Here is a 15,266-nt window from a genome sequence, read left to right on the forward strand (position 1 = left end):
CTTTGCTTCTACACATGTCACAATCTCATGATATGAAACGAAAATCACGGATCGCCCCCACACAGCCATCGCTTGCGCCACAGACCGCGCGTCGGCGATTCCACCCTTGCCAAGCGATTTGCCTGCCGCGTAGCCTTCTGGAACGGGAAAGCCTGTGCCCCTCTACGCCGCATCGGGGGGCGCGCATAACAAAGGCGGAGGTACCGCGGCGGGCATAATGCCATGGACATCACGTTTCTTCTCAACGGGGAGACCGTAGAACTCCGCGCCGTCTCGCCCACCGAGACCCTGCTCGACTGGCTGCGTGAGCGCCGCGGGCTGACCGGCACCAAGGAAGGCTGCAACGAGGGCGATTGCGGGGCCTGCACGGTCATGGTGCTCTCCGAAGCGAAACCGCGCCCGCTCTGGCGCGCGCTCAACGCGTGCATCCTCTTCCTGCCCCAGCTCCACCACCGCGCGCTGCGCACTGTCGAAGGCATCTCCGGTCCAGATGGCGCGCTCCACCCCGTGCAGCAGGCGATGATCGACCATCACGGCGCGCAATGCGGGTTCTGCACACCCGGTTTCGTCGTCGCCATGGCCGCCGCGCATGCCAATGGAAGACGCGACTTCAACGACGCGCTGGCGGGAAATCTCTGCCGCTGCACGGGCTACGCACCGATCATCCGGGCCGCCGAGGCCGCAACCGCCGCCCCGGTCCCCGCCTGGATCGCCGAGGATGCCGAAAAGCTGCGCCGCTTCTTCTTGCCCGAAATATCCTCGGGGGGGCCCGAAGGGCGGGGGGCGGAAAGCCCCCCTCCGGCCGGCGACGGCTTCCTGCCGGCCGATCTCGACGCGCTGGCCGCCTGGTATGCCGAGAACCCCGACGCCACGCTGATCGGCGGGGCCACGGACGTCGGGCTCTGGGTGACCAAGGCGCTGCGTGACCTGCCGAAACCCTGTTTCCTGGCCCACCTCCCCGAACTGCGCCGGATCGAGGAGACGCCCGACGGCCTGCGCATCGGCGCAGGCGTGACGCTCAACGCCCTGCGCGAGGCCATCGCGCCCCTGCATCCCGATTTCGCCGAGTTGATCCGCCGCTATGGCTCCGACCAGGTGCGCGGCGCGGCCACGATCGGCGGCAACATCGCCAACGGCTCGCCGATCGGGGACGGGCCGCCGGCGCTGATCGCGCTGGGCGCGGACCTGCACCTGCGCCGCGGCGACGCACGGCGTTCGATGCCGCTGGAGGATTTCTTCCTCGATTACGGCAAGCAGGACCGCGCGCCCGGCGAGTTTGTCGAGGCGGTGACGATCCCGCGCCAGACGGACCGGCTGAAATGCTACAAGCTGTCGAAACGGTTTGACCAGGATATCTCGGCGGTCTGCGGCTGTTTCAGCATCACGGTCGAGGATGGAAGGGTCACCGCGGCGCGCATCGCCTTCGGCGGCATGGCCGCCACGCCCCGGCGCGCCTGCGCGGTCGAGACCGCACTTACAGGCCAGGACTGGTGCGAGGAGGCGATCCGCGCCGCGCAGGCGGCGTTCGACCGGGATTTCCAGCCGATCGACGACATGCGCGCTTCGGCCCGCTACCGGATGGAAGCCGGGCGCGCCATGCTGATGCGCTATTTCCTGGAGGACGGCGCCACCGCACCGACCCGCGTTCTGGAGGTACGGGCATGAGCATCGCGAAACCCCTGCCCCACGACGCCGCGCGCCTGCATGTCACCGGAACCGCGCGCTATATCGACGACATCCCGGTGCCGGCGGGCTGCCTGCACCTGGCCTTCGGGGTCTCGCCGGTGGCGCATGGTTGGATCACCAAGCTCGATCTCGACCCGGTGCGGCGCGCGCCGGGTGTCGTCGCGGTCCTGACCGCCGCCGACCTGCCCGGCGCCAACGACGTCTCGCCCTCGGTGCATGACGAGCCGCTCCTGAGCGACGGGTCAGTGCACTATGTGGGCCAGCCGGTCTTCCTGGTGGTCGCGACGAGCCATCTGGCCGCGCGCAAGGCCGCCCGCCTGGCCGGGATCGCCTGCGACGAGGAGACACCGGTGCTGAGCGTGGACGATGCGCTGGCCGCGGACAGCCGGCTGGAGCCGCCGGTAACCTGGGAGAAGGGCGATGCGGAGGCCGCGCTGGCCGCCGCCCCCCGCCGGGTCGAGGGCGTGATGGAACTGGGTGGGCAGGAACATTTCTACCTGGAAGGCCAAGCGGCGCTGGCGCTGCCGCAGGAGGGCGGCGACATGGTGGTGCATGCCTCCTCGCAGCACCCGACGGAGATCCAGCATAAGGTTGCCCATGCCCTGGGCATGCCGATGAACGCGGTGCGCGTCGAGGTGCGCCGTATGGGGGGCGGCTTCGGCGGCAAGGAAAGCCAGGGCAACGCGCTGGCGGTGGCCTGCGCCGTGGCCGCGCGGCTGACCGGGCGGGCCTGCAAGATGCGCTACGACCGCGACGACGACATGACAATCACCGGCAAGCGCCACGATTTCCGCATCGCCTACCGGGCGGGATTCGACGGCGACGGGCGGCTCCTGTCGGTGATCTTCGAGCAATTTGCCCGCTGCGGCTGGGCGATGGATCTGTCGATGCCCGTGGCTGACCGCGCCATGCTGCATGCCGACAACGCCTATCACCTGCCGGCAGCGCGGATCACCTCGCACCGGCTGCGCACCAACACCCAGAGCGCGACCGCCTTCCGCGGCTTCGGCGGGCCGCAGGGCATGGTCGGCATCGAGCGGGTGATCGACCATGTCGCCCATGCGCTGGGCCGCGACCCGGCCGGCATCCGGCGGGCGAATTACTATGCCGACGATCCGGAAGCGGGGGGCTGCCCGCCCCCCGCACCCCCCGGGGATATTTCCGGCAAGAAGAAAGTCCAGACCACGCCCTACGGGATGGAGGTGGAGGATTGCGTGATCGGCGCGATCACCGAAGCGCTGCTGGAGAGCTCGGACTACCGTGCCCGGCGGGCGGAGATCGCGCGCTGGAACGCCGGCAGCCCGGTCCTCAAACGCGGGATCGCGCTGACGCCGGTCAAGTTCGGCATATCCTTCACGCTGACCCATCTCAACCAAGCCGGGGCGCTGGTGCATCTCTACCAGGACGGCTCGATCCACATGAACCACGGCGGCACGGAGATGGGTCAGGGGCTTTTCCAGAAGGTCGCGCAGGTCGCCGCGGCGCGCTTCGGCCAGCCGCCCGACGCCGTCAAGATCACCGCGACCGACACCGGCAAGGTGCCCAACACCTCGGCCACCGCGGCCTCGTCCGGCTCGGATTTGAACGGCATGGCCGTCAAGGCCGCCTGCGACAAGATCACCGCGCGGCTGGCGGAGTTCCTGGCCGCCGAGCACCAGACCACGCCCGACCGGGTGGCGTTCCGCGATGGCGCGGTCTTCGTGGGCGAGGAGCGGCTCGACTTCGCCGCGGTTGCGGAGCGGGCATATCGCGCGCGAGTGCCGCTTTCGGCCACCGGGTTCTATGCGACACCGAAGATCACCTGGGACCGTGTGGCAGGCCGCGGCCGGCCGTTCTTCTATTTTGCCTATGGCGCGGCGGTCACCGAGGCGGTGATCGACACGCTGACCGGCGAGTACCGGATGCTGCGCGCGGACATCCTGCATGATGCGGGCGCCTCGCTGAATCCGGCGCTGGACATGGGACAGGTCGAAGGAGGATTCGTACAGGGCGCGGGCTGGCTGACCACCGAGGAACTGGTCTGGGACGAGAGGGGTCGGCTTGCGACGCATGCGCCCTCGACCTACAAGATCCCGGCCTGTTCGGATCGGCCGGAGATCTTCAACGCCGCGCTCTGGGACCGGGGCCGCAACCGCGAGGACACGATCTATCGTTCCAAGGCGGTGGGCGAACCGCCGCTGATGCTGGGCATCTCGGCGCTGATGGCGCTCTCGGATGCCGTGGCGGCCTGCGGCGACGGGCATCTCTATCCGGGACTCGACGCCCCGGCGACGCCGGAACGGGTGCTGGCGGCGGTGGCGCGCCAAAGGGAGGGCGTGGCATGAGCTTCGATGCGGAGGCGCTGCGCGCGGCGATCGCGCGCCACGGCCCGGTTGCGCGCGTGGTGATCGCGGAGGTGGCGGGCTCCGCCCCACGCGAGCCGGGCGCGGCGATGCTGGTCTGGCCCGGCGGGCAGTCCGGCACGATCGGCGGCGGCGCGCTGGAATGGGAGGCGGCCGGGATCGCACGCGACCGGCTGGCCGCGGCGCGGGCGGCGCCGGGTCATGAGTATTTGGAGAAAGATGAAGGGCGCGGGGCGGCGCTGATCCTGCGCCGCCCGCTGGGGCCGGCGCTGGGTCAATGCTGCGGCGGCGCGGTGGTGCTGGTGGTCGAGATCTTCGCCGCGGTGCCGGAAGCGGAGGCGGGCGTGGTGGCGCGCCCGGTTTCCGGCGCCGCGGAGATGCCGCTGGCCCTGCGCCGGCTGCTCGCGCAGGCGCGCAGCGGCGGGCACGCGCCCGTACCGCAGCTTCTCGAGGGCTGGATGGTGGAGCCGCTCAGCCGGGCGCAGCGCGAGATATGGATCTGGGGCGCGGGCCATGTGGGCCGTGCGCTGGTCGCCACCCTGGCGCCGCTTCCGGAGTTCGCGATCACCTGGGTCGACACAGCGGCCGACCGCTTTCCGGAGGATGTCCGCGACGGCATCACACAGCTTGTGGCGGTCAACCCGGCCGATCTGGTGGCCCATGCCCCGGCCACGGCCGAGCATCTGGTACTGACCTATTCGCACGCGCTCGACCTGGAGCTTTGCCATCGCCTGCTGGGCCACGGCTTCGCCCGCGCCGGGCTGATCGGGTCGGCCACGAAATGGGCACGCTTTCGCCGCCGGCTTCGGCAACTGGGCCATTCGCCTGCCCGAATCTCGCGCATCGACTGCCCGATCGGCGATCCGGCACTTGGCAAGCATCCGCGGGCCATCGCCATCGGCGTGGCATCTGAAATGCTGCGCCCCGGCGCCGCCCGGCAGAAATCCCAGGAGAATCGCGCATGACCAGTTTGCTGACCATCGAGGGGCTGACCAAGGCCTATCCCGGCGTCGTGGCCAATGACGACGTGACCTTCGCCATCGCGCCGGGCGAGGTGCATGCGCTGCTGGGCGAGAACGGCGCGGGCAAATCGACGCTGGTGAAGATGATCTACGGTCTGGTGCGGCCCGATGCGGGCCAGATGACGCTGCACCGCCAGCCCTTTTCGCCTTCCAAGCCGTCGGAGGCGCGGGCCCGCGGGGTGGCGATGGTGTTTCAGCATTTCTCGCTCTTCGAAGCGCTCAGCGTGGCCGAGAACGTCGCGCTGGGCATGGAAGATCCGCCGCCGCAGCGCCAGCTGGCGCGACGCATCCGCGACGTGTCGGAAGCCTATGGGCTGCCGCTCGACCCCGACCGGCTGGTGGGCGATCTTTCGGCCGGCGAACGCCAGCGAGTGGAAATCATCCGCTGCCTGTTGCAGGATCCCAAGCTCCTGATCATGGACGAGCCGACCTCGGTGCTGACGCCGCAGGAGGTGGAGGTGCTATTCAAGACGCTCCGCACACTCGCCGCGGAGGGCACGGCGATCCTTTATATCTCCCACAAGCTCGACGAGATCCGGACGCTCTGCGACGGGGCGACCGTGCTGCGGCTGGGCCGCGTCGTGGGCAGTTGCAACCCGCGCGAAAAGTCCGCCTCGGAACTGGCGGAGATGATGGTGGGCAGCGCGCTCAAACCACCGGCCCGCGACGGGGCCGAACCCGGCGAGATCGTGCTCGACGTGACCGGCCTGTCGGTCAAGTCGGCCAACCCGTTCGGCACGTCGCTCAAGAACATCCATTTCACGGTTCGCGCGGGCGAAGTGCTGGGCATCGGCGGGGTCGCGGGCAACGGGCAGGACGAGTTGCTGGCAGCGCTTTCGGGCGAGGCGCGCGCGGTGCCTGAGGCAGTGAAGTTCCAGGGCCGGCCGGTGGGTCACCTGGGGCCGAACGAGCGCCGGGTGCTGGGCATCCTGTCGGCCCCGGAGGAACGGCTGGGCCATGCCGCCGCGCCGGATATGAGCCTGACCGAAAACGCGCTGCTGACCGGTGCGATCCGCGAGGGGCTGACGCGGGGCGGGTTCCTGCGCTGGGACGCGGCGGAGGATTTCGCGCGCCGGATCGTCAAGGAGTTCGACGTGCGCACACCGGGCGTGTCGAACGTGGCGCGCGCGCTCTCGGGCGGCAACCTGCAGAAATTCGTAATCGGCCGGGAGGTGCTGCAACGCCCAGACGTGCTGGTGGTCAACCAGCCGACATGGGGTGTGGACGCCTCGGCCGCCGCCGCGATCCGGCAGGCGCTGCTCGATCTCGCGGCACGCGGTACGGCGGTGATCTGCATCAGCCAGGATCTGGACGAACTGATGGAGATTTCCGACCGCTTCGCCGCGCTCAATGGCGGCCGCCTGACCGCGCGGCGCCCTGCCAAGGGCCTGACGGTGGAGGAAATCGGCATGATGATGGGCGGCGCGCATGACATGGAACCCCCTGCACAGACAGCCCCGGAGGTCCGCCATGTTGAGGCTTGAGAAACGCCCCGTCCCCTCGCGGTTCTGGACGATCATGACGCCCGTGGTGGCGGTGGTCGCGACGATGGTCGCGGGCGGGCTGCTCTTCGCCTTCCTGGGCAAGGACCCGGTCGCGGCGATCCGCACGATCTTCTGGGACCCGATCTTCAGCGAGTTCGCCTGGTATTACCGCGCGCAGCTCTTGGTGAAAGCCGCGCCGCTGATCCTGATCGCGCTGGGCTTGTCGCTGGGCTTCCGCGCCGGCATCTGGAACATCGGCGCGGAGGGGCAGTACATCGTCGGCGCGATCACCGGCGCGGCGGTAGGGCTGGCCTTCTATCCGCTCGACGCCTGGTACATCTTTCCGCTGATGATCCTCGCCGGCGCGCTGGGCGGCTGGGCCTGGGCGATGATCCCGGCGCTGCTGAAGATCCGCTTCGGCACAAACGAGATCCTGGTCTCGCTGATGCTGGTCTACGTGGCCGAGCAATTGCTGGCTAAAATGTCACTGGGGTTGCTCAAGAACCCCGACGGGCATGGCTTTCCGGGCTCGCGCAACTTCCAGGAGTATCCCAGCGCGCATAACGTGGAATTGATCGAGGGCACAGGCATGCATGGCGGAGTACTCGCCGGATTCATTGCGGTGATCGCCGCCTATGTGCTGCTCAACCGGCACATTCTGGGCTACCAGATCAGGCTGACCGGGCAATCGGCGCGCGCCGCGCGCTTTGCCGGGGTGCGCCCCAAGCTGCTGGTGGCGTTCTGCCTGGGCACGTCCGGGGCGCTCGCCGGGCTCGCCGGACTTTTCGAGGTCGCCGGCCCTGCCGGGCAGATCACCATAGATTTCAACGTGGGCTACGGCTTCACCGCGATCATCGTGGCCTTCCTGGGCCGGCTGCATCCGGTGGGCATCCTGCTGGCCGGCCTGCTGATGGCGCTGACCTATGTCGGCGGCGAGATCGCGCAGGCCAACCTGCGCCTGCCGGCGGCCGCAATCCAGGCCTTCCAGGGGATGCTGCTCTTCTTCCTGCTGGGCTTCGACGTACTTGCCAATTACCGCATCCGCCCGATCAAGAGAGAGGTGGCCTGACATGGATCTGTCCGCAATCAATCCGCTGGTGCTGATCGCCAGCCTGATGGTCGCCGCGACACCGATCCTGCTGGCCGCGATCGGCGAGCTGGTGGTGGAGAAATCCGGCGTGCTCAACCTCGGGGTCGAGGGCATGATGATCACCGGCGCGATCTGCGGCTTCGCGATCGCGGTGGAAAGCTCCAGCCCCTGGCTGGGCCTGCTTGCGGCGGCAGGCGGCGGCGCGCTGCTGGCGCTGGTCTTCGGCGTGTTGACGCAGTTCTTCCTGTCCAATCAGGTGGCCACGGGCCTGGCACTGACGCTCTTCGGGCTCGGGCTCTCGGCGTTGCTGGGACAGGGCTATGCCGGGATCAAGCCGCCGCCCTCGCCACGGCTCGACGTGCCGTTCCTGGCCGATCTGCCGGTGCTGGGGCGCGTGCTCTTCCAGCACGACTACATGGTCTATATCTCGATCCTGATCGTGGCCTGCGTCTGGGCGGTGCTGAAATACACCCGCGCCGGTCTGATCCTGCGCGCCGTGGGAGAGAGCCACGACGCCGCCCACGCGCTGGGCTACAAGGTGGTGCGCATCCGGCTGATGGCGATCGCCTTCGGCGGCGCCTGCGCGGGGCTGGGCGGCGCGTATCTGAGCCTGATCCGGGTGCCGCAATGGACCGAGGGCATGACCGCGGGCGCGGGCTGGATCGCGCTGGCGATCGTGGTCTTCGCCTCATGGCGGCCCTGGGGCGTACTCCTGGGCGCCTATCTTTTCGGCGGCGTGACGGTGCTGCAGCTCAACCTGCAGGCCGCGGGGCTGGAGTTGCCGGTCGAATACTTGTCCATGGCCCCGTATTTGATAACCATTCTCGTGCTGGTCATCATGTCCGCCGACCGGGGGCGCGCGGCACTCAACGCGCCCGCCGCGCTTGGCAAGATCTTCCACGCCTCGAGTTGAGGCGCGGCACCAACGAACCGGGGCGGCAGCAAAGGCCGCCCCCCACCAACAGGGAGACCCAAATGAACCATATCAGATCCATCCTTGCGGCGGCCGCGCTGTCGCTGGGCCTCGCGGCACCGGCGGCGGCCCAGGACCCGTTGAAGGTCGGCTTCGTCTATGTCGGCCCGATCGGCGATTTCGGCTGGTCCTACCAGCATGACCAGGGCCGACTGGCCGTGGAGGAGGAATTCGGCGACAATGTCGAGACCGTCTATCAGGAAAGCGTGCCGGAAGGCGCCGACGCGGAGCGGGTGCTGACGCAGATGGCGCTATCTGGCACCGATCTGATCTTCACCACCTCCTTTGGCTATATGGACCCCACGCTCAATGTTGCCAAGAAATTCCCGAACGTGAAATTCGAGCACGCCACGGGCTACAAGCGCGCACCCAATGTCTCGACCTATTCGGGGCGCTTCTACGAGGGACGCACGGTTCTGGGCCATATCGCCGGCCACATGACCAAGACCAACAAGATCGGCTATATCGCCTCCTTCCCGATCCCCGAGGTCGTGCGCGGCATCAACGCCGCCTACCTGGCCGCCAAGGCGGTCAACCCGGATGTGAAGTTCAGCGTCGTCTGGGTGTCCACGTGGTTCGACCCCGCCAAGGAAGCCGACGCGGCCAATGCTCTGATCGACCAGGGCGCGGATGTCCTGATGCAGCACACCGACAGCCCGGCGGCCATGACCATCGCCGAGGACAAGGGCATCTACGCCTTCGGCCAGGCCTCCGACATGGAACGTTTCGGCCCGAACGCGCAGCTCACCGCGATCGTCGACAACTGGAACCCCTATTATATCGAGCGGGTCCACGCCGTGCTGGAGGGCACCTGGGAAAGCCAGGATAGCTGGCATGGCCTGGCCGAGGGCATGACGCAGATGGCGCCGCTCTCCGACGCGATACCCGACGACGTCAAAGCCTCGACACAGGAAATCATCGACAAGCTTGCCTCGGGCGAGATGCACTCCTTCGAGGGGCCGATCAACCGGCAGGACGGCTCGGCGTGGCTTGCTGAAGGCGAACGCGCCGAGGACGGCACGCTTCTGGGCATGGATTTCTATGTCGAGGGGATCGAGGGGTCGCTGCCCAAGTAACTCCGCCCGGAACTGCAAGGCCATGGACCCGCGCCCCGGCGCGGGTTCTTTTCTTTCGCACCGGTCCTGCCTGCGACCTTGCGCGCCCGCCGCGGCTTCGGGCTATAAAGCAGCTGAGCGACACCGCGATTTCACTTGCGGCGGTCACGTTCGGCAGGAGTCGCGCGACGCACAGGACAGGGAGAGCCGCCTTGATCATCGAAAACCGCACCTTCGACGAGTTGCAGCCCGGCGACAGCTCCGAGATCCGCCGGCTCTGTACCAATGACGACCTGATCGTCTTCGCCAATGTCTCGGGCAACCACAACCCGATGCACCTGCACGACCATGACGGCGATGGCGACGGCCAGCCCGAAGCGATCGTGCCGGGGCTTTTCATCGGTGCGCTCGTCTCGGCGGTTCTGGGCAATGTCCTGCCCGGCGCGGGCACGCTCTACCGTGCGCAGAGCTTCCGTTTCCTGGGCCGCGCCCGCGCCGGGGAAGAACTGATCTCGCGCGTGACCGTAACCGGGAAGAACGCCGAGGCGGGCACCGTCACGCTATCGACCGAGGTGCGCCGGGCACGCGACGACGAGGTGATCGTGACCGGCGAGGCCGTGGTCGAGGCGCCGCGCCGCAAGGTTCATTACAACGCCCGCGACCTGCCCGGCCTGATCGTGCAGCGCCACCGGCATTTCGAAGCGCTGCTCAAGCGGGCCGAACCGCTGCCCGCCCTGCTGACCGCCGTGGTCTGCCCCGACGGGCCCAATTCGCTGGGCGGCGCGCTTCTGGCGCGCGAACACACGATCATCGAGCCGATCCTGCTGGGTGACGCGGCCCGTATTCGCGACGCTGCCGCCACGCTGGACGCGAGCCTCGACGGGATCGAGGTCATCGACCTGCCCGACGAACGTGCCGCCGCCGCCCATGCGGTCGAACTTGTGAATGCGGGGCGCGCGCAAGCGCTCATGAAGGGCAATCTGCACACCGACACATTGCTGCGCCCGGCGCTCGACAAGACCGCCGGGCTGCGCGCCGGACGCCGCTTCACCCATGTCTTCGTCATGGACGTGCCGGGGCTCGCGCATCCGCTGCTGGTGACGGACGCGGCGGTCAACATCGCGCCCGACCTCAAATGCAAGGTCGATATCGTGCAGAATGCCATCGACCTTGCGCTCTCGCTGGGGATCGAGGCGCCCAAGGTCGGCGTGCTTTCGGCGGTGGAGACGGTCAATCCGGACATCCCCTCCTCCATCGACGCGGCGCTCCTGTCGAAGATGGCCGAACGCGGGCAGATCACCGGCGGGCTGGTGGACGGGCCGCTGGCGATGGACAACGCGGTGGACATCACCGCGGCGCGAATCAAGGGGCTGACCTCGCCTGTCGCGGGCCACGCCGACATACTGGTGGTGCCGGGGCTCGACGCGGGCAACATGCTGGCCAAGCAACTCACATATCTCAGCCATGCCGAGGCCGCCGGTCTGGTGCTGGGCGCGCGGGTGCCGATCATCCTGACCAGCCGCGCCGACAACGACATGGCGCGGCTCGCCTCCTGCGCGGTGGCGGCGCTGCATCACGCGGGACACGGCGGCGGGGCGGCGGGATGAACGCCCATGTCCTGACGCTCAACGCGGGCTCCTCGTCACTCAAGCTGGGGCTCTTCGCGCTCGGGGGCGCCGGGCCCGCCCCGGTCGCGGCCGGGCTGGTGGAGAAGATCGGCGCCACGCCCCGGCTGGAACTGAGGGACGCGGCGGGAGACATCTTCGCGGATCGGCCGCTCGACCCGGAAAGCGCCGCCAGCCATGCCGGCGCGCTCGATGCCGCGTTGCGCGAACTGGAAGCCCGCCATCCCGGCGCGCGGATCGAGGCGGTGGGCCATCGCGTCGTGCATGGCGGCATGGGCTTCACGGCCCCCACCGTCCTGACCCCCGGCGCGCTCGACGCGCTGGAGACGCTCACGCCCTTCGCACCGCTCCACCAGCCGCATAATCTCTCGGGCGTGCGCGCCGCGCAGGCGGCTTTCCCCGAGGCGCTCCAGATCGCCTGTTTCGACACCGCCTTCCACCGGAGCCATCCCTTCGTCAACGATGTCTTCGCGATCCCGCGCGCCTATTACGACAAGGGCGTGCGCCGCTACGGCTTCCACGGGCTTAGCTACGACTACATCGCCGGTACGCTGGCCGAACGCGCGCCGATGCTCCATGCCGGACGCGTCGTCGTCGCGCATCTGGGCAATGGCGCGTCGATGTGCGCGATGCAGGCGGGCCGCTCGGTGGCCTCGTCGATGGGCTTCTCGGCGCTGGACGGTCTGCCGATGGGCACGCGGCCGGGCCAGATCGACCCCGGCGTACTTCTCTACCTGATGCAGCAGGAGGGCATGACGGCTGCGGAGATCGCCGATCTGCTCTATCGCCGCTCCGGCCTGCTGGGGCTCTCGGGCGTCTCCAACGACATGCGCGAACTGGAAGCCTCGGACGCGCCGGAGGCCCGCCAGGCGATCGAGTATTTCGTATTCCGCATCCGCCGCGAGCTGGGCGCGCTGGCCGCAGCGCTGGAAGGTCTCGATGCGTTGGTCTTCACCGGCGGCATCGGCGAGAACGCGGCGCGCATCCGCGCCGATGTCTGCGCCGGCATGGGCTGGATCGGAATCGCGCTCGACGCGGCGCGCAACGAGGCCGGGGCCGAGATCGTCAGCAGCGATCAGAGCCGGGTGCGCGTGATGGTCATCCCCACCGACGAGGAGATCGTGATCGCCCGCGCCGCGGCGGTGCTGGCCGGCGCGCCGGGCCAGGACCGCGTCCCGAGAGGTTGAACCGAAGCGGTGGTAGCCCCTTTGGTCGTTTGCAGGTTGGGAGACGAGCCGCGCGGGGGCAATGGATAGCTGTCCATTCATGCCCAAGCGCTGCGGATCGGGTGGAGGCCGCTTTACAGTTCCGGCGGCTCGCCGCCGCCGCGCCGCGCCGCCCAGATGAAGTAGATGTTGCGCGAATAGACCAGCAGCCCGAACCCCTGTCCCAGGATGAAGACCGGATCTTTGCGGTAGATCGCATAGGCGAAGAGCAACGCCCCGCCGGCAAAGGAGAAATACCAGAAAAGCTCCGGCACGATGGACCGGCGCACCCGTTCGCTGGCGATCCACTGCACCAGGAACCGGGCCGAGAACATGGCCTGGGCGGTGAACCCGATGGTCAGCCAGATCAGCTCCACCGCCGGGGTCTCCGCCAGGAACTCGCGCATCGCCTCGATCACGGCTTCGCCTCCTCAGTACTGCGCGCCCAGCGGGTGCGCCGGATCAGCCAGGACACGCCCACCAGGTCATAGGCGCCCATGACGCCGCGCCGCCAGTTGGAATAGTTCGACTGCCCATGCGCCCGCGCCCGGTCGTTCACCGGCGCATAGGCCGTGGTGCAGCCATAGGCGCGGAAGAGCGCTGGCAGATAACGGTGCTGACCGTGGAAGAAGGGCAGGCGCAGATAGACCTCGCGGCTGAAGACCTTGGTGCCGCAGCCGGTGTCAGGGCAGTCGTCATGCAGCACCGTTCGCCGGATCGCGTTGGCCGCGCGCGAGGCCAGCCGCTTGGAGAGCGTGTCGCGCCGTTTCGCCCGGATGCCGCCGACGAGCTGCGGCCCCTCCGGGCGGTGAAGCGCGGCCAGTTTCGGCAGATCGGCCGGGTCGTTCTGCCCGTCGCCGTCGAGCGTGCCGATGAGCGGGAAGCGCGCCGCCAGCACGCCGCTGCGCACCGATGCGCTCTGCCCCGCATTGGTCAGGTGGCGGATCAGGCGCAGGCTGTCGTGACGCTCCATCAGCGCGGCGACCTCGGCCGCGGTGCCGTCGGTCGAACAATCGTCCACCACCACCACCTCGCCCAGCAGGTCGCCGGGCACGGCCGCATAGGTCTCGGCGACGAGACGCCCGATATTTCCGGCCTCGTTGAAGGCGGGGATGACGACGGAAAGCTGTGACAAGGTTCGCGCGCCTTGGTCTGGCCCCGGCGGGGGCTGTTCGGCGTCCCTCTAGCACGCGCGGAAATGCGTGTCACGAGGCATGGGCGGAGGGGCGCCGCCTAAGGTGGGACATCGCGCGGGCCCCCGCATACACCCGTTGGTAGTGAGAGCCGATCGAAGGTCACGGGTGGTCCCAACAGGGACCCCGATCATGGCTATCGACGCGAGCCGCCGATCCGCTTCACCATGTCTTGTGCCAGATGATTCAAACTGCCCGGATCGACATAGTGGCTAACGAAATTTGCGCTGCTTTCGATCACCACTTCTCAGCACTGATCGAAACGTTGACCTCAATGCTTGGCCTACGGATTGTTCGCTTTAAAAACTTGGGCGAACGCATCAACGATTTTCTTTCCACCAAACATTGTGGCTCCTATACTCGCTCCAATCACTGGCGCACCAAGCAACCCGCCCAAGCCAGCACAAACGCCCACGATGGCGACTCGACATGTAGAGTCGACAAGCTCATTCGCGTTCTCTCGCGGCCAGCCGCGGAAGAGATCGAGGTATGTTTTTAGCAACCCAACAACTTTTTGCGCTTCTTCTAGGGTCGGCTCGCCCTTCTGCGGCAGAGCATCCCTAAGGCCGGCGACAGCTGCGAGTAGCCTACGAAAGAAGTCTAGTTGACGTTCTCGTTGAACAGTTTCGAATTCGTCTGCCGGGTTCATGCCGCGAATGCGCTCAATCTCTTCATCAATCATCAGATACAACGCGCAGAGCTGTGCTTCGAGGCTAGCCCGATTATCCTTGAGCCCACGACGAACAGCATTAACTGGAATCTCATCGGCATTTCTAGAGTGATCTTCGACGAGCCCCGCAACGATCCAGTTCAGATGAACCGGCCCCTTGGTCCAGTCCTCGTCCGGGATCTGGACGATCGCCTCAAGCAAGTCCCAATTCCTCACTCGCTCCGCTAGGACATCTTCATACCAGTCAATCCAGAATGACCAATCGGCGCGATCGGCATCGAGCGCCGCACGAACCCGACCCCAATCGAGTTTCACTTCCTCAGGCATCCCTTCGGGCCATAGAGGCCCGGTCAGTATCTCAGAGGATCGGACTATCCTGGCGCGCGATGTGGAATCTCCGTCTCTAGTGCGTCCTTGCTCCACAACGAGTTTTGCCAAGTCGATACGCACCGCTTCCCATTCGCTTTCGGATCGGAAAGCCCGCGCGGCATCGCCGACCGCATAGGATCGGCCATTGCCAACGGCTTGGGTCACCGAATCCAGAACGGTTTCGAACTCTACAAATCCGGGCGTCGCGCCAGACTCGGCAATGAGCGCCTTCGCAACGTCTGTCGGTGGCGCCGACGATCTGACGGCATCAAGCGTGGAGAACGGATCTGCCGGCCCCGTCGGAGTACCATCTGGTGACCAACTGTGTGCACAGACCATTGCGTTGAGCATGTATCTGAATACCGCGAGTACATAGCCCGGCGCATATCTCGCGACCTGCTCATATGCAAAGACATCGTGGCACCTTGGCAAGAGACGCAAACCTATCCGGGCGCCTAAAACCGCCGCCGCGCTACCCGAAGAATATTCTTCCATTTCCGCGGCCAGCGTCTCCGCATCTGTAATCGCAGTGGTATCCATGCGTTCCTCCTG

Annotated in this window: 12 protein-coding genes; 9 read left to right on the forward strand and 3 right to left on the reverse strand. The window is 67.5% G+C overall.

Annotated elements, in window-relative coordinates:
• Window positions 1-222 precede the first annotated feature (222 nt).
• The 9 genes from xdhA to DDZ14_RS11640 all read left to right on the forward strand — a co-directional run bounded on the left by xdhA (window position 223) and on the right by DDZ14_RS11640 (window position 12,464).
• Window positions 223-1,665 carry a xanthine dehydrogenase small subunit gene (gene xdhA, locus DDZ14_RS11600; protein ID WP_109425149.1) on the forward strand — a complete coding sequence of 481 codons (1,443 nt, stop codon included), beginning with the start codon at window positions 223-225 and terminating at the stop codon, window positions 1,663-1,665.
• Entirely contained in the window at window positions 1,662-4,010 is a 2,349-nt protein-coding gene (gene xdhB, locus DDZ14_RS11605; RefSeq protein WP_109425150.1) for a xanthine dehydrogenase molybdopterin binding subunit, read from the forward strand. Before xdhA ends, xdhB begins: the two co-directional genes overlap by 4 nt.
• Window positions 4,007-4,993 carry a xanthine dehydrogenase accessory protein XdhC gene (xdhC, locus tag DDZ14_RS11610; RefSeq protein ID WP_109425151.1) on the forward strand — a complete coding sequence of 329 codons (987 nt, stop codon included), beginning with the start codon at window positions 4,007-4,009 and terminating at the stop codon, window positions 4,991-4,993. Before xdhB ends, xdhC begins: the two co-directional genes overlap by 4 nt.
• A complete protein-coding gene (locus tag DDZ14_RS11615; protein ID WP_109425152.1) occupies window positions 4,990-6,534 on the forward strand; it encodes an ABC transporter ATP-binding protein in 1,545 nt (514 codons plus the stop codon). The genes xdhC and DDZ14_RS11615 overlap by 4 nt, the downstream gene beginning before the upstream one ends.
• Window positions 6,521-7,603, forward strand: coding sequence for an ABC transporter permease (locus DDZ14_RS11620; RefSeq protein WP_109425153.1), 1,083 nt, complete (start codon window positions 6,521-6,523; stop codon window positions 7,601-7,603). The genes DDZ14_RS11615 and DDZ14_RS11620 overlap by 14 nt, the downstream gene beginning before the upstream one ends.
• 1 nt (window position 7,604) lies before the next feature.
• Entirely contained in the window at window positions 7,605-8,537 is a 933-nt protein-coding gene (locus tag DDZ14_RS11625; protein WP_109425154.1) for an ABC transporter permease, read from the forward strand.
• Window positions 8,538-8,599: 62 nt separating this feature from the next.
• Window positions 8,600-9,673 (forward strand): BMP family ABC transporter substrate-binding protein, encoded by a 1,074-nt coding sequence (locus DDZ14_RS11630; RefSeq protein WP_109425155.1) that lies wholly within the window; start codon window positions 8,600-8,602, stop codon window positions 9,671-9,673.
• A 191-nt stretch (window positions 9,674-9,864) separates the two neighbouring features.
• A complete protein-coding gene (locus tag DDZ14_RS11635; protein WP_109425156.1) occupies window positions 9,865-11,259 on the forward strand; it encodes a bifunctional enoyl-CoA hydratase/phosphate acetyltransferase in 1,395 nt (464 codons plus the stop codon).
• A complete protein-coding gene (locus tag DDZ14_RS11640) occupies window positions 11,256-12,464 on the forward strand; it encodes an acetate/propionate family kinase (protein WP_109425157.1) in 1,209 nt (402 codons plus the stop codon). The genes DDZ14_RS11635 and DDZ14_RS11640 overlap by 4 nt, the downstream gene beginning before the upstream one ends.
• A gap of 113 nt (window positions 12,465-12,577) precedes the next feature.
• On the opposite strand, the gene DDZ14_RS11645 is transcribed toward DDZ14_RS11640, so the two are convergent.
• The 3 genes from DDZ14_RS11645 to DDZ14_RS19385 form a co-directional block, all read right to left on the reverse strand.
• Complete coding sequence (locus DDZ14_RS11645; RefSeq protein WP_369914927.1) at window positions 12,578-12,901, reverse strand: lipid-A-disaccharide synthase N-terminal domain-containing protein; 324 nt, start codon at window positions 12,899-12,901, stop codon at window positions 12,578-12,580.
• Window positions 12,898-13,617, reverse strand: coding sequence for a glycosyltransferase family 2 protein (locus DDZ14_RS11650; protein WP_109425158.1), 720 nt, complete (start codon window positions 13,615-13,617; stop codon window positions 12,898-12,900). Before DDZ14_RS11650 ends, DDZ14_RS11645 begins: the two co-directional genes overlap by 4 nt.
• Before the next feature lie 341 nt (window positions 13,618-13,958).
• Complete coding sequence (locus tag DDZ14_RS19385; protein ID WP_146193129.1) at window positions 13,959-15,254, reverse strand: hypothetical protein; 1,296 nt, start codon at window positions 15,252-15,254, stop codon at window positions 13,959-13,961.
• Window positions 15,255-15,266 lie beyond the last annotated feature (12 nt).

This window comes from Maritimibacter sp. 55A14, assembly GCF_003122205.1.
Taxonomy (GTDB): domain Bacteria; phylum Pseudomonadota; class Alphaproteobacteria; order Rhodobacterales; family Rhodobacteraceae; genus QEYE01.